Consider the following 21078-nt stretch of genomic DNA (forward strand, 5'->3'; position numbering starts at 1 on the left):
AATATTTTTAGTTGCAAAGCTTTAATGCTTTGCATAACGTTTAAACTTTATCTTTTACCCGTTTAGGTAAACATTATCTATATGTCTATTTATAAACTTATTAGTAGCATTTGTCAAGGAATTTTCTGCATTTATCTGTAAAACAAGCGATAATTTTATCATTTTTAAAAGAACAGAGCCATATTCATCGAAAATCCGGGACTTTTCTCCTAATTCATAATCCTTTTTAAGCTCTGATAAGCTGCTTGTAATATCATCAATTATATCACTCACATTACCCGGGTTTAAACCATGTTTTACTGCCTTTTTAAGCACTTTTTCCGCTCTGATATTAGCCGGAAATGCTCTCGGGATACTTAGAAGTTCTTCTTTCAAATTTATGTCCTTCTTCTCTTTATCTTTTATATTTTCCCAATTTTTTAATACTTCCTCCGAAGTATTGGCTGAGCCTTCTCCGAAAACATGGGGATGACGGCGAATCATCTTATCACTTTCATCAGAAATCACGTCATTTACGGTAAATACCCCTTCTTCTTCGGCAATCACACTATGCATTGCAACCTGCAAAAGAATATCGCCTAATTCTTCACATAAATTTTTATAATCTTTATTATCAATTGCTTCAATTGCTTCATAACATTCTTCAATCAGGCACTGTTTCAAACTTTCATGGGTCTGTTCCCTGTCCCATGGACAACCGTCTTTGCTTCTTAATTTACGGATAATATCCATAAAGTCTTCGAAACTGTATGCTTTTTTCATATTTATCTCCTTGGCACTAATCTTTTAAAAAGATAAAGCTAACATTTGCCTGCTTGTCTAAACCATATTATAACATAGCAAATTTAAACTTTCCACGAAAAATATGCTGTCTTAATCCATATTTTAGTTAATAAAAACTGCCAAGACTTTTTCGTCCCGGCAGTCAGTTTCTCTTATTTATTTTACTACTGTTCCATTTGTCTTCCCAAAAATGCTGCTGCGGTGCTTGCTAATTTAACTTCCGTATCCCCGAATTTTACTTTAGGATCTTTAGTCAATATAATAACCGAACCGATAGCGTCACCTTCGCTTATAATAGGGCAAATTACCTGATAAGTAAATTCTGTTTCGTCTTCATCGGTAATTCTTATAAAGTTCTTGTCATCACTTGAAGCTATAATCGTTTCCCTGTCATTGATGGCAGATTCAAGTTCACGGCTTATTCCTTTGGACAACAAACTCTTAACCGACCCTGCTACGGCGATAAACTGGTCTTTATCGGAAATTGCTACAATATAGCCTGTCGTTTGAGCCATTGAATCGGCATATTGCTTGGCAAACTGGCCCAATTCACCGATAGGGGAGTATTTTTTTAAGATAATCTCTCCCTCTCTGTCTGTGAATATTTCCAAAGGGTCTCCTTCCCTAATCCTCAATGTACGTCTGATTTCCTTAGGAACTACGACACGTCCAAGATCATCTATTCTTCTTACAATACCGGTAGCTTTCATATATATTCTTCCTCCATTTTTCAGATTGTTATTATAAGTAACTTGTGTATAAATTTAATCTACTAATATTGTTTGTAAAATGGGAAAGTTTATACATTTATCAGCCATAATTTATTTAATCATTTTTTTAAATAAAATTATATGCCGTAGTCTTCTCTCATGTTCTCAAACACGCTGAAAATATCTAAAATTCCGTAACCCCAATCTCTGTTAGGATATACCAGATTAGTCCTTCTTCTTGCTCCACGTATTAAAAAATTTTTCAAAACGTTGCTGTCCATACCCGGATTGTTTCCTCTAACCGTACCCCATTCCAGCATAAGCGCAGCTACTCCTGCCGTGTGGGCAGCGGATACGGATGTACCTGAAAAGGGTTGAAAGGTACGATTTAGGGTTGGTGCCAAGTAATTAACACCCGGAGCGGCTATTTCCGGTTTTACAAAATTATCCCTGGTATATCCCCGGCTGGAGTTGACATACAAATTGTTGTTGGCCGGATTGTAAGAAGTGACTGTTATCGCATAGGAGGTCGTTCCCGGTGACAGAACCGTTGTATATATATTGGGCTGTATGAAATAAGTATTTCTTGATATGAAATTGCCCATGGGAAGCCACATATGAAAGCCCGTAGCCAGGTCTCCGTGACCGTAAACATTAAATCTCCATATACCCGGAGAAGCATTTTCAAAACGTATCAATATAAGCTGGTCTCCGGTTTCGGATTCTATGGTATGGTAATTGACATAAAGCATAGTTTTTTCAAAAATAAATGAAATAACCCTGTTCACCCTAAGGGCTGGAGGAATCCTTGGTATATATTCTCCGGAAGGAGATAATATGTCTATCGAATATATTCCGGGAGTATCCCCCCAGAGCTGCATGGAAAAGCCCGTATCGCTTTCATCTACATTCAGTTCAACTGTATTGCTCCCTATTGAAGGGTCTATTACTCCGTAATAATGTCTACCCAAATTACCTTCGTTTCCGGCGGAAACAATGATTGCTCTGTCAGGCAAATCGGCAATTAAATTTATCATCACACCAAGAGGCGTTCTCCCCATATGTGGCCCCTGAGATGACCCGATACCAAGGCAGATTACCAAAGGCTTGTTCAATTGCCTTGCCACGTCATTACAGTACTGTACGGCCCACATTATATGGTTTTCCTGAAAGCATACCACGTTATCGGGAATCAGAAAAAAATTTCTGGCCGGTTGCTTTGCCTGCCTGAGTTTAACTATTAAAAGGTCCGCATCCGGGGCAACCCCGTAAAATCCCTCTTCTTCCACATCGTTTCCTGCCGCTATCCCGGCAAGCATGGTCCCATGACCGTTTTCGTCCATGCTGGGAACTACCGAAAGAGGGTCGTTTGATGCCAATGCCTGATTTATCTGTTCTCTGGTAAAAATGGTTCCGAAATTGGCATCCGGTGGAGATGGGCCGGTATTGATGGTCTGATCCCATATGTATAAAATCTTTGAAGTTCCGTCCGGCCTTTGGAATATGGGATTGGTATAGTCAATTCCTGTATCAATAATTGCAATTATTACCCCTTCACCCCTTAAATTTAAAGCTGCCGTATTTCGTACATCAAGCACCCTTGATGCCTTGAGGCTGGTTTCATCGGTAAGACCGTATAATAAGGGGATTTCCGAATAACGTACCGCTGATAAATTTTCATTAAACTGGTTAATCGGTACATAAAGAATAGCATATAATTCATTCATAACATGAAGATTGGCATTATCAAACAACGTTATTAATTGTGGATATGTCCTGTATTCAATTATAAGATCAAAGACTTCATCCCCAATTATTACATCCCTGTCCTGTCCGAGCATCGGATACTCCTTTCATGTTTTCATGCAACTAATATTTATATATTTTTATAAACTAAGACCTCCCCTAAGGGCATCAAAAACATTATATATGTCGAGTATCCCATAACCCCAGTCTCGGTTTGGATATACGGCGTCTACATCCCTTCTTGCTCCTCTGATCAGCAAATTTCTCATTTCTACCGTACTCATATTAGGTATATTGCCTCTTAAATAACCCCACTCAAACATAAGGACCGCTATTCCGGTAGTGTGTGCTGCAGCAACACTGGTTCCTGTAAAGCGGGCAAATCCCCCATCCAGAGTAGGCCCAAGCACATTTACCCCTGGGGCTGCAACTTCGGGTTTAACCCTGTTTATGGCGGTAAAGCCCCTGCTGGCATTCAGATATAAACTGTCATCGGCATCATTGTATGCCGTTACCGTAATAGGATTTAATGCATTGCCCAGGGTAAGAAGGGTTGTATATGGATCCGATCTTATGAAATACGTTCCGTCTGATATAAAGCCTTCCATAGGCAGCCAAATATTAAATCCCCTGTTAAGGCCTCCTCTTTCGTAGATATTAAAGCGCCAAATTCCCGGCGTCGGCCGGTCAAAGCGCAATAAAATAAGCTGTGAACCGCTTTGCCCTTCAACCATTTGAAAGTCCATATATATAACCGTTTCTTCAAAAATAAAGGTTATAACCCTGTGCTCGTTTCTTCCCACGGCAATTCTGGGTATATATTCACCGGTAGGGGTTAAAATATCAAGAGAATATACATCCGGGGAAGTTCCCCATATTTCCATAGAAAAGCCCGGTTCGTTTTCGGCCACATTCAGTTCAACCGTATCATAACCTGTAGCGGCATTAATTCTTCCGCTATAATGCCTTCTGGAATTTCCTTCGTTTCCTGCTGCAACTATAATACCGATTCCGGGAATAGATGCCGAAATCGATAAATAGGTACTTAAGGTGCCCAACCCGTCATGGGCACCCTGAGAGCTTCCGAGGGCAATACATACAACTATCGGCCGTTGTATCCTCAAAGCCACATTAAATAAGTACCGAAGTCCCTGCATAATGTCATTTTCCTGAAAACATACCGCATCCTGGGGAATAAAAAAGAAATTTCTTAGAAACCTTTTGGCAGGTTTTAGTTTAACAACCACAAATTCTGCATCCGGTGCAACTCCGTAAAAGCCGCTTTCCTCTACGGCATTGCCCCCGGCAATTCCTGCAATCATTGTACCGTGCCCTACTTCGTCGGTAGACGGAACAACCGACAAAGGATCTTCGCTCTTTAAGGCTTCGTTTATCTGTTCCCTTGTATATTCGGTGCCGTAGAGCATGCCCCGGGGAGGATTGTCACTTGTTATTGTTTGATCCCAAATGGATACAATTCTTGTAGTATTATCAGCATAGCAAAAAATAGGATTGGTATAATCTATTCCCGTATCTATTATGCCTATCAGAACCCCCTGCCCCCTTAAGTTAAAGACAGGTATGTTTCTTAACCTGAAAACCCCGGAAGCTTCCAGGCTTGACTGGCTGATTATACCGAAACAGGTCGGCAACGCTCCATAGCCGTATCTATATACAATATCCTGTGTTACAAATTCTGCCGGAACATGGACAAATGCATACTGTCGGCTAAAGATTTGCACCGTTCTGTCCGGAAATTCTTCAAAGACCGTGGTATCACCATTATATTCTATAATCAGATCGGCATAATCTTCACTTACTATTCTTTCTCTGTCGTCCAGTATCATTTTGGCACCTCATTTTAACATCTATAATATATATATCGTTTAAATATTAAAGTATGTACTTCATTTCAGAAAAATAAAAATCTGATTAAAACATACAAGTTACAGGTTATACCAAGACAGGTACTGTATTTATTAATATATTTTAATTATGATTTTTTTGACAAAAAAATAGTGTAAAAACATATAAAATGTTTTTACACTATTTGATATGGCTATGTCCTCATGCCCGTATCAGGAAATGTAGCAAAAATATCTGCAAGATTTAAACGATATGATAAACACTAATATTATTGACAGGTTATCCAATGTAGCCGGCACATGACTTCCTTCTATACAGGCACTATGCGTTAAACATTACTCTTTCGTCGTTAAAAGCTTTTACTATAAACGATATTATCACCAAAGCAACCACTGCCAGTGAACCTACGGTTATGCCAAATTGCACCATGGTAAGTTCACCTAAAAGCAGCTTCTGAATAGCAACTGTTCCGTTATATACGGGGATGGCAAAATACTGAAGTCCTTTGTCACCACCCGCATTAAACATAGTCATAATGCTGCCCAGCATTACCAAAATATATAAAGGAGTCACATAAGTACCTGCCTCTTTTTGTGTTCGTGCATAAACCGCAACAAGAGAAACCAAAGACACATAAAGATAAACCAGTATAATAAGAATTAACAGTAACTGAATTATTTCAACAGGTGTAAATTTTATACTTGTCATACCGCCCATGGCGCCTTGCGATAAATTCTTAAGGCCAATTACCACGGATATTACATATATGATAGCAGACAAGCCTGTTAAAATTCCAAGGGAAGTCAGTTTACCGAAAACTATCTCTCTCCGCTTAATGGGAGAAAGCAGCATACTGGCAAGTGTGCCTCTTTCTTTTTCACCTGTTATGGCATCCATACCAAGTCCCATGGCACTTTGGAAAAGCATAATATTAATCAGGAACGGTAAAAGCATCGACAGATATTTGCCGCTTGCTCTGTCTTCATCAACTATAACGGAAGACTCGGGTTGCCTGTCTATATAAAATACCTGAAGTTGTTCGATATTACCCAATCTTTGTTCAAGTAGCATTTGCTGATAAGTATTTAAAACACTTGCTACAAAGTTGCTTCTTGCAGCGGAAGAATAATCTTCCGAAGGATTATAAAATGTTTTTACCTCAGGAATGGGGTCTCCCACATTTTTGTAATTATCAATTGTTTCTTTAAATCCTTCATCAAATACTACCAAAAGGTCTATATCACCGGCTAAAATCCCGTCTCTTATTGCATTTGTATTGTCAGAAGAATTCATATATGTAATATTGCCTTCAAAATTTACATAATTTATAACATCAGCCAGATCTTCAGGTGCATTCTGGATGTAAACCGTCGGGATATGTTCTTTTATATCCTGTTCCATATTGGAAATAAGTCTTCCCATAATACTATACATGACCATTATCAGGACACCCGGGAGGATAAACAAGCTGATAATCATTTTCCTGTCTGTAAATACTCTGGTTAACTCTTTTTTAATAATGTTCTTTATCCCTATCATTATTATTCCCCTTCCTTATTATGTATCTTATACAGCTCAAAGAATGCATCCTCAAGATCACGGGTATTGGTGCTGTTAAGAATCTCGTCCAAGGTACCTTCCAATACCAGATTTCCTTTTATAATTATACCGATCCTGTCGCATAACTTTTCAGCTTCGGTCATTATGTGGGTGGAGATAATAACCGTTTTACCCTCGTCTCTCATCATCTTTAAATAATCCGTAACACTTCTTGCGGTAACAATGTCAAGACCGGTTGTAGGTTCATCAAATATAATTACTTCCGGGTCATGTACAAGGCTTACGGCTATAGAAGCTTTCTGCTTCATACCGGTTGACAGTTCATCAATTTTTTTATCTTCAAAATCCTTAATTCCGAAATATGCAAACAGCTTTTCCCGTCTTTCTTCGATGGTTTTATCATCCAGGCCGTGAAGCCTTCCGAAAAAGGTAAACATATACTTGGGCGAGAATTGAGGGTCAAGCTTAATTTCATTTGTCAGAAAACCTATTCTCTTTCTTACCTCTTCAGATTCTTTAACCGTATCATACCCGCTTACACTTATCTCTCCCTGAGTGGGTTTCAGAAGGGTTGCAATACAGCGAAGAACCGTTGTTTTTCCTGCGCCGTTTGGTCCCAAAAGCCCATAAATCTCACCGGGTTTTGAAACAAGGCTTACCTTATCGACAGCTTTCATCATTTTCTTTTTGGTCTTTTGTTCCATCATTTGCTTTTTGGTTAATTTGTAGACCTTAGTCAGTTCATTGATTTGAATCATACTATCCCACCTAACATATTTTTTATAAAATGCAAGATTGTATTTCCTGTAAAATGCTGTCCGACATATATTACAATTCAATAATATAAATTATTTAAATTAAAAGCTTTAACGAGTAATTAAAAATTTATTAGAAATTATATTAAATCCTCATCAAGTATTATAGTAAAAGGTCCGTCATTAATCAGGAATACTTTCATATCCGCTCCAAATTCTCCGCTTTCTACATTTCCGAGTCTTTCTTTTATCTGTTCAAGAAAATATTCATAAATTTCCTTTGCTTTTGAAGCACCTGCTGCTTTTAAAAAATCCGGCCTGTTTCCTTTTCTGCAGTCAGCATATAAAGTAAACTGGGATACTACCAGGACTTCACCCTGAACATCCTGCAGAGAAAGGTTGGTTTTGCCATTGTCATCGGCAAATATTCTTAATTTCAATATCTTATCAATATATCGGTCCGCAATTTGCTTGTCGTCATTCTGTCCGACCCCTAGAAAAATTAAAAAACCCTTGCCGATTTTTCCCGTGCATCTTCCTTCAACTTCTACTTTTGCTTCCAAAACCCGCTGTATTAAAACTCTCATAATCATGTCCTTTCTCTTAAGTTTTATCAGTAAAAATATACCATTTAATAATCACGAATACAACTCCATATTTCAATTAATCGCTCCAAAGAAAAAGATGCATTGGCGGGACTTGTAGAGGGAAGTTTTATAATATCCCTACCGACCCGGTCATATAAATATTTTTTATAAAGGGTATAGGCCATGTTTCCGTTAGCATAAATTTTTTGTATATCAGCCTCTTTTAATATGGGTGAAATATCATTCGGGACCACATTTTTTATAGTGCTGTCTGCCGAGCCTTCTATTTCGCAGCTTTGCACAACATCCCACAAGGCAATATGATTTCTTAACAAAAGGCTCTTTTTTTCATCGATAGTCTCAGGAAGTTTTTCATTACATACGACACTGATTACCTTCCAAAAGCGGTTTTGAGGGTGATGATAAAAGAACTCTCCCTCTCTGGATTTAACAGAGGGGAAAGTTCCTAATATCAAAATTTTTGATTCACTGTTATATACCGGAGATACGGGATGAACCAAACGATTGCCCAATTTAATCCTCCCTATATTAATATTAATTTTCTAATATCTCACTCAAGAATGATGTTCCCGCTACTTCCTTGTCAACGTTAAAATATTCAAGAATTGTAGCAGCCACATCAGAATAAGTCTCTCTTGTTCCCAAATTGTTGTTTTTCTTAATCTTCTTACCGTAAGCCACCATGGGAACATATTCTCTTGAATGATCAGTAGAAGGAGTTATAGGATCACATCCGTGATCAGCCGTAATTATCAGGATGTCCTCATCTCTTAATTTTTCTATAATTCTCGGAAGTTGGCTGTCAAAGTAGCTTAAGGCTTTTGCATAACCGTCTACATCATTTCTGTGACCGTATATCATATCAAAATCCACCAGATTTACAAAGCATACACCTTCAAAATCCCTGTCCATTCTTTCAATAAGCTTTTCTATACCGTCGGCATTATCCTGTGTCCTTACGGTATCGGTAATACCTTTGCCCGCAAAAATATCATAAATTTTGCCAACCCCAAGTACTTCATATCCTGCTTCAACAAGCTGATCCAGCATGGTCTTTGGCGGTGCCAGGGAATAGTCGTGGCGGTTGCTTGTTCTGGTAAAATTGGGATATTCGCCTACAAAAGGTCTTGCTATAACCCTTCCTACGCCGTGTTCACCCTGAAGGATTTCCCTTGCGATTTCACAATATCTGTATAATTCCTGAATGGGAACAACCTCTTCATGGGCAGCAATTTGAAATACGCTGTCTGCGGAAGTATATACAATCAATGCTCCGGTTTCCACATGTTCTTTTCCGTAATCTTTTATTACTTCCGTCCCTGAATACGGAAGATTGCATATTACCTTCCTACCTGTCCTTTTTTCAAACTCTTTAATTATTTGATCCGGAAAACCGTTGGGATAAGTGGGGAAGGGTTTGCTTGAGATAACACCGGCTATTTCCCAGTGTCCGGTAGTTGTATCTTTACCTTTTGATTTTTCGGCCATCCTGGCAATACTTCCTTCAAAGCTGTCGGCCACATAAGAAGCATCAAATTTTTCCCTTACTCCGTCGATATTAAGAAATCCCAATTTTTTCAAATTCGGTACATTGAAATATTTGCTGGTAGATATGGCATATATGGTATGGCTTCCCTCATCATTATAATCTTTTGCATCGGGAAGTTCTCCTGCGCCTACGCTGTCCAGCACTATCAAAAATACTCTTTTCATAGTTCTTCCTCCTTCTCTTTTGGTAGACAACTTAAAATCTTACTCTTTCTATGTTTACTTCTATTCAACAGAAAATCAGAAATTTTCTATTAAATAAAAATAAATTTCTTAATTTTTGCTTAATGTAATTTTCTGTATATTGTAGTCATATGCATATTATGATATACTTAGTTAGCTGTAAATTATGTCAATTTGATAATGGGCGGTATTACTTTCGCCAATATCCAAACAGAGGTGCAATGGAATGAAATTTACTGATAAGTCAAAGCTAAAGCAAATTATTAGTCGGTACAGGCACGGAGTTATACTTGTTTACTTTTTCTTTTATATGATTTGGTTTACTTATCTTGAACGGTCGGTTACAAGATTTACTCCGGTATATTCAAAACTGGATAATTATATACCGTTTATGGAAATATTCGTAATCCCTTATTTGCTGTGGTTTGCTTACATATTTGTAACCGTGGCATACTTTTTCTTTACTTCAAAAAGGGATTTTTACAAGTGCTGCGCCTTTCTTTTTATAGGTATGACCATTTGCCTTACTATTTATACCTTATGGCCAAACGGCCATTATTTGAGAGTGGATATAGATGCTATCGGCAGGGACAATATTCTTCTTAGAATCGTCCGTTTACTGTATACAGTAGATACATCAACGAATGTATGTCCCAGCATACATGTGTATAATTCTATCGGTGCTATGATTGCCATCAGGAAAAATGAACGCTTACGCCGAATTAAATGGCTTCAGATATCTGCCTTTATCCTTACCGTACTTATATGCATGTCCACTGTATTTTTAAAACAACATTCGATATTGGATGTATTTGGTGCAATAATTTTGAGTTTAATCATGTATGCCGCCGTTTATATCCCTGCCTGGAGCAGGAGGTCAAAAGAAGCAGACCACGAGTTATCTAATATTTGATATAATTTTATCGGCTTGAATTAGTGAACTCTTTCATAAAATAACAATATAATTTAATTTAAAAGTTGTCGGTCATCAAGGCACAGAAGCTTGTGCTTTTGTGCATGATGATACCGGCAACTTTTACTCTAATAGATAAAGGTTTATTTACGATCTAATTAAATCCGTATATCTTCCTTGCTATAGAATATCCCACTTCCACAACTCTCTGCCCAAATCTTCCCGGCAAATTCATTGATCGGCCAAGAATTTGGGATTTAATCTTTTTATAAAGCCATTTGTCATAACTCTTCAGATATTCCCATAAAGCTTCCTTCTTAGCCAGACTTTCATTACTGCCTTCTTTAATCAAAAATACCGAGCAGATTGCCATCATCATGGACAGATATTTTATCATATAATTCCTGAGCTTTTTGCTTTTTATCTGCATAAGATTGTGAGATTCTATCATAATTTTTGTTACTTTGAGCTGTTGGTCGATTCTTTTAATCATTATCTTCTCATTGACCGACTGATCTTCTCTGCCAATAAAATAACGATACAGGTTTACATCCAGATAATACATGGTTTTTACATAAGGAAGAGGCTGATATACGAATATGTTATCCACATAAAAAGTATGTTTTGGCAGCTTCAATCCACATTCCTTTAATAACTTAGTCCTGTATATGGTGGAATGCATAAGGATGTTTTGACTTTGCCTAAAGTGCATTATATCGTCCCAAGTAAATATCTGTTTTTTCGGTAACGCCCAGTTATAGTTAATTATCTTTTTTCTTTTGGCCCCGACTTTTTCATATACATAGTTTGTTATAAATAAATCCGGGCTATTGCCGTCGGCAATCAGTTCCGATAAGGTATCCAAAACCTGCTTTAGTGCCTCTTCGTTTACCCAGTCGTCGCTGTCAAGCACTTTGAAATACAAACCGGTTGCATTGGCTAGACCCGTATTTACAGCTTCCCCATGGCCTCCGTTTTCCTGGCTTATTACACGGACTATGTCGGGGTATTTTTCCTGATATTCCAGGGCAATTTTTTCAGTGTCATCCGTGGAACCGTCATTTACAATAATGATTTCCATACAGTCCCCGCCGGATAACAGAGAGTCGATGGCACGCCTCATATAAGCTGCCGAATTATAGCAGGGCACTGCTGCAGTCAAAAGTTTCATCCTTACTTATCCTCCTTAAATCAAATTCTCGGGATTTAAGCACTCCAATTCCTTAACGACAAATCTTCCGTCCTTACGAATCAAAACATCGTCAAAGTAAATTTCTCCCCCGCCATACTCCGGTGTCTGGATACATACCAGATCCCAATGGATTGCAGATTTATTTCCGTTTGGAGCTTCATCCTCATAGCAGTTGCCCGGTGTAAAGTGGAAGGATCCCATGATCTTTTCGTCAAAGAGTGTATCTTTCATCGGCTTGATAATATAAGGGTTTACACCTATTGCAAATTCTCCGATATAGCGGGCACCTTCGTCGGTGTTTAATACCTTGTTAATTCTTTCTGTATCATTGGCGGTAGCTTCCACAATCTTACCGTTTTCAAAGCGGAAAGATATATTTTCGAATGTAAAGCCCTGGAATACAGCAGGTGTATTATAGGTTAAAACACCGTTTACGCTTTCTCTTACGGGAGCGGTATAAACTTCCCCGTCAGGAATATTTCTGTGCCCTGAACAAGGAATTGCAGGTATGCCTTTTATAGAAAAGGTCAAATCTGTTCCCGGCCCTACTATACGGACTTTATCGGTACGCTGCATATAGTCAACCAGGTTTTTCATGGCCCTTTCCATCTTGCTGTAGTCAAGATTGCATACTTTAAAATAGAAATCTTCAAATGCCTCCTGGCTCATGTTAGCAAGCTGGGCCATAGATGCGTTAGGATAACGAAGAACCACCCATCTGGTCTTCCTTACGCGGACATTATGATGCACCGGTGTTTGATAATATGTTTCATATAAACTCATTTTATCTGCAGGTACATCTGCATTTTCTGAAACATTGTCACTTCCTCTTACAGCAACATAACAGTCCATTTGCTCCATTTCGGAAGCATCAATTTGTGCCATTAAAGCCATTTGTTCTTCGGTACAGTTAAGAAGAACTTCTCTTAAAAGTCTCGGGCTGGTATAGTGTACAAAAGGTACACCTCCCGCCTTATAAACTTCTTTAACAAGTTGTCTTGCCAAATCTTCCGTAGACTGTCCGATATAATGAATATATACTTTATCACCTTCTTTTACAGCCATTGAATAATTTACAAGATTGCTTGCAAGTGTTTTAATTCTTTCATCCATATATGTCGTCTCCTTTTCCTTTCTTTAATATATTATTTTGTATTTGCTTTATTTTAATAAGGCAGGTTATTCCAGATAGGAAATAAATACATTACCCGCCTTTTCAAATAATTCACTGCCTGACTGTAAAGGCATTCTAACGGTTTTTCCCTGCTTGGGGTCAATAACATAGATATTTAAAGAATCATATCCGTATATCAAAACGGCTTCGCTGTAACCGGTCATGGCAATAACCGGCCTTCCTTTGGATACATAATATAACGCCTGATCCAATGATATGCCTGTAAGGCGTATCGGAACTTTATCTGTATATTTACTTAGGATTTCATAAGCGGAAATCCTTCTTGTATCTAAATTTTCATTGTCAATATTTTTACCAAGGTAACGGGCCAATATCTTTATACAGCTTTCCACGGTATTCTGATCTGCGGGAATATTCAGGCTTTCTACCTGTGACAATACCGACTTATTTGCCTTCACACCCCGCTCCCAGACAAGATGATTTACGCTTGAAAGAACTACTCCGGCCCCCTCATCGGCCGCTATAATGGCATCCGCTGCCTCATCGTATGCCTCCTGTAATTCTCCCATAATAAAGGCATAAAACTTCATTTGGTCTTTCTTTTCTTCTTCATCTTTGCCGGAATTTCTAATATCCTTAGGCAGCCTTACAGTGGGGTCTTCCGAAATTATTGTATTTACGGTCGTTACCGTTTCCGGAAGTTTATCCATTGTAAAACCTGAAGGAAGCTGTATATAATACTCAGTTAAGGCTTCCTCGGAAATCCTCGGTACCACTTTAATAAAAGGAGTGCTTTCAACACTTTGATTCATGATATAATCATCGGATACATTCAGATATATATTTTGCCCTCCGATTGTCTCTTTCTGTGCCCGGTAAAGGCTGATTATGTTATCTTTAACCTCAACTCCGGTAATATAATACCCATCCTTGTAATATGTTTTTAGTACCTCTTTTTGGGTGGTACAAATTTCAATTCCTGTCATCGGTACGATGACAGTACCGTCAATTAAGGTTGTAATCTCATCTTCAGGCACAAAACCGTATATCAGATTAGAATCTATCTTATCCAATAAAATTATTTTATATCCTTGGCGGGATTCAATAGTTTGAATTTCACCGGTTTCAATATCCATAATTTTTATATCCTTTGTCTTACCCGGCCCTTCTGCTTCCTGCCATACAACATAGCCTTCCTTATAAAAGGTCAGCACATGATCTTTATCTACGTTTTCAGCCAAGACTGTAAGATGTCTTGTTATAAGATCGTATGCGTAAATGCTGTCGTATAAATGGAAATAGAAAACATCCATTGAGTTTACATAAGCAAACTCTCCCATATTTTCTTTTAACTTCTGATAAGGCTCGTCCACAGGTATATATACTTTTTCTTCTATCCTCCGGTCAGCTCTTATAAACTCATACAAAACAACGGCTACTCTTCCTTCGTACTGACCCCTGTTCATATAACCGTAAACCATAAAATTAACATTGCCTTCAGGGTCAATATTTAGAATCCGGATATCATGCTGATCAAAAATATCCCTTATATAATCCGTATTCTCCTGCCGGAATGAAAATACCCTGACAATTTGATTTATTTCCAGGTCATAATACCACAGCTCCCTGTTTCTTACAAAAGCAACTTTCTTTTTATCGTCGCTTACCATGTAAGGAATATCCGTATCGGATGTAATTCCCAATTTAAGCTGGCTTACAGATGTGCTGGCAAGCTTTATGTCAAAGAAGGCTTCCATGCGCCGCTCATAATTTAATAAATACATCCGGCTGGGCGTATATCTTATCCTGTAATATTCCTTCACCTTATAAAACTCAGGAACACCTGATACTTCAGATTTGACCACATACTCCAGTACAAAGGATGCAATATCCGAATAATTCTCTACGACGGTAGGAATTACTTCCGTTATAAATTCCGGATTTAAATTGCCCCATGTAATTAAATCAAAACCGGAATGAATATTTACATTAGCCAAAGTTGTATTATCCTTTTTCCTGTCCGGTTCTAGATATATGGCATATTCCTCGGCCTTACTTTTGTCCTTTATAGCTTCATGAAATTCCATTACAAAATTAACTTTTTGAGCCAGATTTGCACCGTCGTATTTTTTTATCCTGTTATAGAAATATATCTTTCTGCTTTCACTGGTGATTAAGGTTATTTTAACAGCATATTCCTTATCGTTTTCAAGCTCGCTTCCAATCCTGATTTTAGCAGTCTTAAGGTTATTTTCTTCATCGAAAACACTAACCGAGCCTTTTTCAATCAGCTCGTTTCCGACAAACTCCCGAACCTCAAAATTGAGTTTTTTTATTTCATAAGCTTTTTCGTCTATAATTACTTCAAATGTACCATCGGCTCCTATAGGTGTAAGCGCTTCTCTTACAGTATTAGCATTCAAATTGCTGCTGTATCCATGCAGACGGTTAACAATAACCCCTTCGGTCCTTAATGTAATCAATGGGAAAGTGGTTTCTTCCATAATAGTAGTATTATCGAAATCAAATACCACTTCCTTAATATCCTTACTAAAATAATAAAGTGAAACGATAAATACCCCTATTAAAATTAGAATGCGATAAATCTGCTTTAACAATTAAAATTTCCTTTCCCCATTTGATTTTAATTAAAATAAATATATGTACGGCTTTATACACAAGCCTTAATGTAATTATTGGTACTAAAAATACCATAACTTTCATAAATCATTTTGCCTGTAAAGTATATTATAGCACAATAAAATTTTATTTGATAGAACCCTTCAAACACTTTTCATAAATTTATATCTATTATTATTTGCAAACTTCACAATCAATTATGGACTGCATATATTATTAATAAAAAGTTTAGGAGCACATAGATGCAAAATTTTTCTTATATGCATAAATCGGATGGTGATATAAAAAACGACCGAATAAATGAAGAAAAAACACAGGAAAAAAGTGTGTCCATACCCCGTCTTGATACAAATCCTGATGCAAAAAGCATAACCGTATCGGACAATGCAAATAGATGGCAAAACAGTAATAATTCCCCAAGTCCCAAAACTCTTTCGGCCGGCACGAATCAAGCCAACACCGAAAACACCGATCGTACCGATCACCGTACCGGTATGCCTTCCGACGGTACCTTGCCCCGCACCGGTACTCCCATGGACGGCTCTACTCCTCGTACCGGTATGCCTTCTGACGATACCTTACCTCGTACCGGTACTCCCATGAACGGCTCTACTCCTCGTACCGGTATGCCTTCTGACGATACCTTACCTCGTACCGGTACTCCCATGAACGGCCCTACTCCTCGTACCGGTATGCCCATGAACGGTACCTTGCCCCGCACCGGTACTCCCATGAACGGTACTACTCCTCGTACCGGTACTCCCATGAACGGCTCTACTCCTCGTACCGGTATGCCCATGAACGGTACCTTGCCCCGCACCGGTACTCCCATGAACGGTACTACTCCTCGTACCGGTATGCCCATGAACGGTACCTTGCCCCGCACCGGTACTCCCATGAACGGCTCTACTCCTCGTACCGGTATGCCCATGAACGGTACCTTGCCTCGCACCGGTACTCCCATGAACGGCTCTACTCCACCTACTGGTATGCCTCAAAACAATATCAGCCCCGAAACTCCTAATATGCCTCAAAGTTATTTGCCGTACGGCTCTTTGAATTATGTACCTTTGCCTAAAGTAACTCCTTATAATACACCTATGGGAATTCCTCTTTATCCTCTTTACGGTTATGACAATTGCGAAGATCTGGACAGGGATTTGAATTACCTGAAGCAGCTTTATCCCAACACAGCCAAACGTATTCAAAAAGAAATTGATGAAGAGTGCGATAAACTTGAATACGACGGAAGTGTTATGTTTGATGAATACCCCGATAAAGTAACCTTAGAAAAGATTATAGATCGTGTTTATGAAAAAGTTAAAGACTTGGAAGAAGCTCCTCAGGTTGAAATTAATAGTTACTTCTATCCACCCAGAAATCGGCAGAATTTACTGAGAGATCTTGTAACCATTATTCTGCTTAATGAAATTTTTAACAGAAGGCGCCGCTATCGCAGCAGAAGACGCTGGTTTTAATCAACAAAATTGTAGCCTACCGGTCCCAGTTGCGATAGCGCTGGGTCCTTTTTTCAATAACGGCTTTGTTATTGGTAACTTCCCCCGAACATTATGAGACTATATTTAAGATTTATGTTGCATTAACTTCTGACTGCTATCTCTCTTTTTTATAAGCACTGTGTTACCACCCGCTGTTTATTATAGGAGATGCCAGATAAACCTTTGTCTTTTTAGTATCTTCGTCATTTGACATGGCAATTTGAATGTTGATTTTACATCCCGCCGATTCAATATATTCATCTAAAAGGCCCGTATACGCATATACGGTATAATTATCATCCTGCCAATATTCAAGTGCGATTTCCCCCTTAAGTTCATTGACCAATTGACGGGCCATAGCCTCTTTACTTTCCTTAGTCATTAAACCGGATATATAGCCCTCATACTGCACGGTAATTTGTTTCTTATCTATACCTAGTTTATTAAAAGCATTTTCAAGAAGTCTTTTGTACTTTTCCAGGCTTTGAATTGATTCCTTTATTTTCAGCCTTGCAATAACATAATGTTTCATTTTTACCGCCGAATCCACATCCTGTACCAGACTTACTACTTTCAGGGAAGTTGCAGCTTTCTTAGCCTGTTTTTCAAATACATATTCCGTCCTGTCATTATCTTTAATTATATCAATGTCTTTATCTATATTAAGCCCGATAACGTCGGCAATATATCTGATGATTTCCTTTTTATCGTTTTCACTGAGGAACTCATTCGGATGCTGAACTACAATTTCCAAACTGCATTCCATGTCTTCGGTACCGGTTATAACGAACGCCTCTGCTATCTGAAACCCTTTAAAAAATACTCTGTTTACGACAATCTGGGTTATTACCGCCAGCCATAAAACAGTTGCCGTATATAATGTAATTTTTGTTCTTTTTAAAGAAAAAATGCGCTTTATATTTTCTGATAACCGATGGGTTTTTTCCAAAAAAATCACCTCCGCCTTCGGAATTTTTAACTAACTGTCAGTATTCCCAAAGACGGAGGTAAATATGCATTTTTTATAAAAAATTGCCTTATATAAATATTAAAATTTTATTCTTCTTCTAACATTTTAATTCTTCTTATATGCCGTTCCTGTCCGGAAAATTCTGTATTCAAAAAGGTATCTACTATTTTTACCGCAAGTCCCGGGCCTACAACTCTTGCTCCCAGGGCAAGGACATTTGCATCGTTATGTAATCTTGTAGCCTCAGCACTGAAGCAATCATGGCACAGAGCCGCACGGATTCCTTTCATTTTGTTGGCGGCTATGGAAATTCCTATTCCTGTTCCGCATATTAATATACCCTTATCACATTCCTTGTTTTGTATTGCCTTACATACGGCTTTTGCATAAACCGGATAGTCACTTGAGTCTATCTTTCCGCATCCGAAATCTTTATATTCAATACCTTTCTCTTCAAGATATTTTATAATTTCCATTTTTAACTCATATCCGGTATGGTCATTTCCGATAGCTATCATAATGTATCCTCCTTTTGATTTTGTTCGTTTATTTTATAGACAGTCTTTTTTACCAGTATGGCCAATTCTTTAAAGCACTCTTCATAATCTACAAGAGTGCCCCCATAGGGATCAACCACATCTCCCGTTTCACCGGCAAATTCCTTAATAGAATAAACATTTACCGCACCCGGATAGTTCTGCAGCACCTTTCTTTTCTGGTCCTGAGTCATAGTAAGTACCAATGTATTTTCATCAATTTCCGATTCTTTTAGCCCCTTTGCCCTGTGGTTTACCAGTTCCAAATTATGATTTTTAAGCACAATTTCGGCTTTAGGATTTATAGGCTCACCAAATAAAACAACCAGTCCTCTTGAAGATACTTTTATATCGCTGTCCCGATCCAAATTTCTGAAAATCGCTTCTGCCATTGGGCTTCTGCAGGTATTACCGGTACAGACAAAAATCACTTTTTTATATTTTGACATTCAATACCTCCTTAATTTCTACTCTACTTTTACTAACCTGTATCCTGCCGCTTTCAGCAGGCGGTTCATAATAGCCTGTCCTAAGCCGTTGTCTGCAAAACTTTCGGAAAATATATACTCCGTATGAAGTTCATCAAATTTTCTAAGGACCGCATATAAGCCTGCGGCAATAGAATCCTCTTCTTTTCTTGAACCGATTACTTCTACGGTACCATATTGATACAGGTCCTTTGTTTCTTCCGTGGCAATAATTCCTACGGTTTTCCCTTTTTCAAGGCATTCCTTCGCCCTTTTATTGATAGCCTCCGCAACCTTACCTATATTTCCTTCATAAATAGTAAGACACCCTTCCGGTGCATAATGGCGGTACTTCATGCCGGGAGCTTTGGGAATAATATTTTCGTCCATATTCATATTTAAGATTGCCTTGTCGTATTCGATCTTGCCTATTACATTCTCTAACATTGCTTTTGTTATACAACCCGGGCGTAAGATAACCGGCTTTTCTCCGGTCAAGTCAACTATGGTAGACTCTAAGCCAAGAGTGGATTTGCCTCCGTCAATAATCATATCAACCTTGCCGTACAAATCGTCGATAACATGTTTAGCCTGAGTCGGGCTCGGTTTTCCCGACGAATTGGCACTGGGGGCTGCAATAAACCCTCCTGAACGTTCAATAAGAGCCCTGGCCGTTTTATTTGCAGGAAGACGTATAGCTACAGTATCAAGGCCTCCGGTTGTATTATAAGGGACTATCTCTTTTTTGCCAAGAATTATTGTAAGCGGTCCCGGCCAAAATACTTCCGCCAGTCTATAAGCCTCTTTAGGAATATCTTTTGCAATAGCTTCTATATCATTAGGATAGGCTATGTGTACAATCAGCGGATTATCCGAAGGCCTGCCTTTTGCTTCATAAATCTTTTTTGAAGCTTCAGGATTCAAAGCATCCGCTCCCAGTCCGTAAACAGTTTCAGTAGGAAATGCCACTAAGCCTCCGCTTTTTATAATATCGGCCGCCTTTTTTAGGTCATCCTCTTTTAACGAACCGTCAGTTGCTTGTATAATTAATGTGTTCATTTTAATTTTATACTCCTTTTTAAAGCAATTTGCAAAATTGTCTTTTGTTCTTCGAACTTCATAACGAGGATTATAACATGTTTATGCATATATATCTATAATTTATAATTAGTTTGTCTTTATAAAGATTTCTTAATACTTACCGGAAATTTGATTTTTTCGTTGTATCCAAAGTATCCAAATACTTTTCAATGCCAAGATAAATGGCCCGAGCCATTTTTTCCTGATATTCAGAATCAGCCAGTAACGCAGCTTCCTTTTGATTGGAAAGATAGCCGCATTCAACTATGACCAAAGGGCATGAGGTATGTTTAAGCATATAATAATTGGTGTTGGATTTTGCTTTTCTGTGGTTTCCGTCTTTTAAATATTCCTTTATCTGTTCCTGTATAATTTCTGCCAATTTTTTCCCTTGCTCTGACTGTGCATAGTAAAAAACCTGTGCTCCCTTTACATATTCTTCTGTAAAGCTGTTCTGGTGAATACTAATAGCTAATAAAGCATTGTTTGAATTAATTATTTCTATTCTATTTTTTAAATCAGTCCGCTTTTTATTTGAGTCACTTTCGGAATATAATCCTTCGTCTTCCGTTCTTGTCATAATTACATTTATACCTTTTTCTTCAAGTATATCTCTTAGTTTTAATGAAATAGCCAAATTTATATCTTTTTCTAAAACCCCATTTACCCCGACCTTGCCCGGGTCCCTTCCTCCATGGCCCGGATCAACTACTATAGTTATTCCGGAATATTTTCCTTCCATATCGCTTTCATAAAATCTCATGACTTTAACCGACCGGTCTGATACTAAAATCCGTGCAATTATTATCAGAAGCAAAAAAATGATACTGAAATATTTACTTTTCATAGTCCATGCCTTCAATACAGGTTTCCCTATATATTATGAA

19 protein-coding genes are annotated in these 21078 nt (G+C 38.1%); 2 read left to right on the top strand and 17 right to left on the bottom strand.

The window, feature by feature from the left end:
- Positions 1-54 precede the first annotated feature (54 nt).
- The 9 genes from mazG to HHT355_RS10745 form a co-directional block, all read right to left on the bottom strand.
- Positions 55-762, bottom strand: a complete 708-nt coding sequence (gene mazG, locus HHT355_RS10705) for a nucleoside triphosphate pyrophosphohydrolase (RefSeq protein ID WP_103203445.1) — start codon at positions 760-762, stop codon at positions 55-57.
- 185 nt (positions 763-947) lie between these two features.
- A complete protein-coding gene (gene spoVT, locus HHT355_RS10710; protein WP_103203446.1) occupies positions 948-1493 on the bottom strand; it encodes a stage V sporulation protein T in 546 nt (181 codons plus the stop codon).
- Between the two features lie 137 nt (positions 1494-1630).
- Positions 1631-3334 carry a S8 family peptidase gene (locus tag HHT355_RS10715; RefSeq protein ID WP_103203447.1) on the bottom strand — a complete coding sequence of 568 codons (1704 nt, stop codon included), beginning with the start codon at positions 3332-3334 and terminating at the stop codon, positions 1631-1633.
- A 45-nt stretch (positions 3335-3379) separates the two neighbouring features.
- Positions 3380-5086, bottom strand: a complete 1707-nt coding sequence (locus tag HHT355_RS10720; RefSeq protein ID WP_103203448.1) for a S8 family peptidase — start codon at positions 5084-5086, stop codon at positions 3380-3382.
- A 340-nt stretch (positions 5087-5426) separates the two neighbouring features.
- Positions 5427-6644 (bottom strand): ABC transporter permease, encoded by a 1218-nt coding sequence (locus HHT355_RS10725; protein ID WP_103203449.1) that lies wholly within the window; start codon positions 6642-6644, stop codon positions 5427-5429.
- Positions 6645-6646: 2 nt separating this feature from the next.
- Complete coding sequence (locus HHT355_RS10730; protein WP_103203450.1) at positions 6647-7423, bottom strand: ABC transporter ATP-binding protein; 777 nt, start codon at positions 7421-7423, stop codon at positions 6647-6649.
- A gap of 137 nt (positions 7424-7560) precedes the next feature.
- Positions 7561-8007: a D-aminoacyl-tRNA deacylase gene (dtd, locus tag HHT355_RS10735; RefSeq protein ID WP_103203526.1), complete on the bottom strand. Its 447-nt coding sequence runs from the start codon at positions 8005-8007 to the stop codon at positions 7561-7563.
- 44 nt (positions 8008-8051) lie between these two features.
- Positions 8052-8540: a DNA-deoxyinosine glycosylase gene (locus HHT355_RS10740; RefSeq protein ID WP_103203451.1), complete on the bottom strand. Its 489-nt coding sequence runs from the start codon at positions 8538-8540 to the stop codon at positions 8052-8054.
- Positions 8541-8562: 22 nt separating this feature from the next.
- On the bottom strand, positions 8563-9741 hold the full coding sequence (locus tag HHT355_RS10745) for a phosphopentomutase (RefSeq protein WP_103203452.1): 1179 nt from the start codon (positions 9739-9741) through the stop codon (positions 8563-8565).
- A gap of 244 nt (positions 9742-9985) precedes the next feature.
- Between HHT355_RS10745 and HHT355_RS10750 the strand changes: the two genes are divergently transcribed.
- The gene (locus HHT355_RS10750) at positions 9986-10672 is read left to right on the top strand and encodes a phosphatase PAP2 family protein (protein WP_103203453.1); all 687 of its coding nucleotides are present in this window, start codon (positions 9986-9988) and stop codon (positions 10670-10672) included.
- 154 nt (positions 10673-10826) lie between these two features.
- Here the strand turns inward: HHT355_RS10750 and HHT355_RS10755 are convergent, their stop codons facing one another.
- From HHT355_RS10755 to HHT355_RS10765, 3 genes are all read right to left on the bottom strand, one after another.
- Positions 10827-11843: a glycosyltransferase family 2 protein gene (locus tag HHT355_RS10755; RefSeq protein ID WP_103203454.1), complete on the bottom strand. Its 1017-nt coding sequence runs from the start codon at positions 11841-11843 to the stop codon at positions 10827-10829.
- A gap of 15 nt (positions 11844-11858) precedes the next feature.
- Entirely contained in the window at positions 11859-12977 is a 1119-nt protein-coding gene (locus HHT355_RS10760) for an aminopeptidase (RefSeq protein WP_103203455.1), read from the bottom strand.
- Between the two features lie 66 nt (positions 12978-13043).
- Positions 13044-15617 carry a cysteine peptidase family C39 domain-containing protein gene (locus tag HHT355_RS10765; protein ID WP_103203456.1) on the bottom strand — a complete coding sequence of 858 codons (2574 nt, stop codon included), beginning with the start codon at positions 15615-15617 and terminating at the stop codon, positions 13044-13046.
- A 264-nt stretch (positions 15618-15881) separates the two neighbouring features.
- Here HHT355_RS10765 and HHT355_RS10770 point away from each other — a divergent pair, with 264 nt between their 5' ends.
- Entirely contained in the window at positions 15882-17117 is a 1236-nt protein-coding gene (locus HHT355_RS10770) for a hypothetical protein (RefSeq protein ID WP_103203457.1), read from the top strand.
- A gap of 163 nt (positions 17118-17280) precedes the next feature.
- Here the strand turns inward: HHT355_RS10770 and HHT355_RS10775 are convergent, their stop codons facing one another.
- From HHT355_RS10775 to cwlD, 5 genes are all read right to left on the bottom strand, one after another.
- Entirely contained in the window at positions 17281-18087 is an 807-nt protein-coding gene (locus HHT355_RS10775; protein ID WP_103203458.1) for a YwmB family TATA-box binding protein, read from the bottom strand.
- 107 nt (positions 18088-18194) lie between these two features.
- Positions 18195-18626: a ribose 5-phosphate isomerase B gene (gene rpiB, locus HHT355_RS10780; RefSeq protein ID WP_103203459.1), complete on the bottom strand. Its 432-nt coding sequence runs from the start codon at positions 18624-18626 to the stop codon at positions 18195-18197.
- Positions 18623-19093: a low molecular weight protein arginine phosphatase gene (locus tag HHT355_RS13750; RefSeq protein WP_170124942.1), complete on the bottom strand. Its 471-nt coding sequence runs from the start codon at positions 19091-19093 to the stop codon at positions 18623-18625. Before HHT355_RS13750 ends, rpiB begins: the two co-directional genes overlap by 4 nt.
- An 18-nt stretch (positions 19094-19111) precedes the next feature.
- A complete protein-coding gene (locus tag HHT355_RS10785; RefSeq protein WP_170124941.1) occupies positions 19112-20170 on the bottom strand; it encodes an L-threonylcarbamoyladenylate synthase in 1059 nt (352 codons plus the stop codon).
- A 139-nt stretch (positions 20171-20309) separates the two neighbouring features.
- Positions 20310-21038 carry an N-acetylmuramoyl-L-alanine amidase CwlD gene (gene cwlD, locus HHT355_RS10790; RefSeq protein WP_103203460.1) on the bottom strand — a complete coding sequence of 243 codons (729 nt, stop codon included), beginning with the start codon at positions 21036-21038 and terminating at the stop codon, positions 20310-20312.
- Positions 21039-21078 lie beyond the last annotated feature (40 nt).

This window comes from Herbinix hemicellulosilytica, assembly GCF_002904165.1.
Lineage (GTDB): Bacteria > Bacillota > Clostridia > Lachnospirales > Lachnospiraceae > Mobilitalea > Mobilitalea hemicellulosilytica.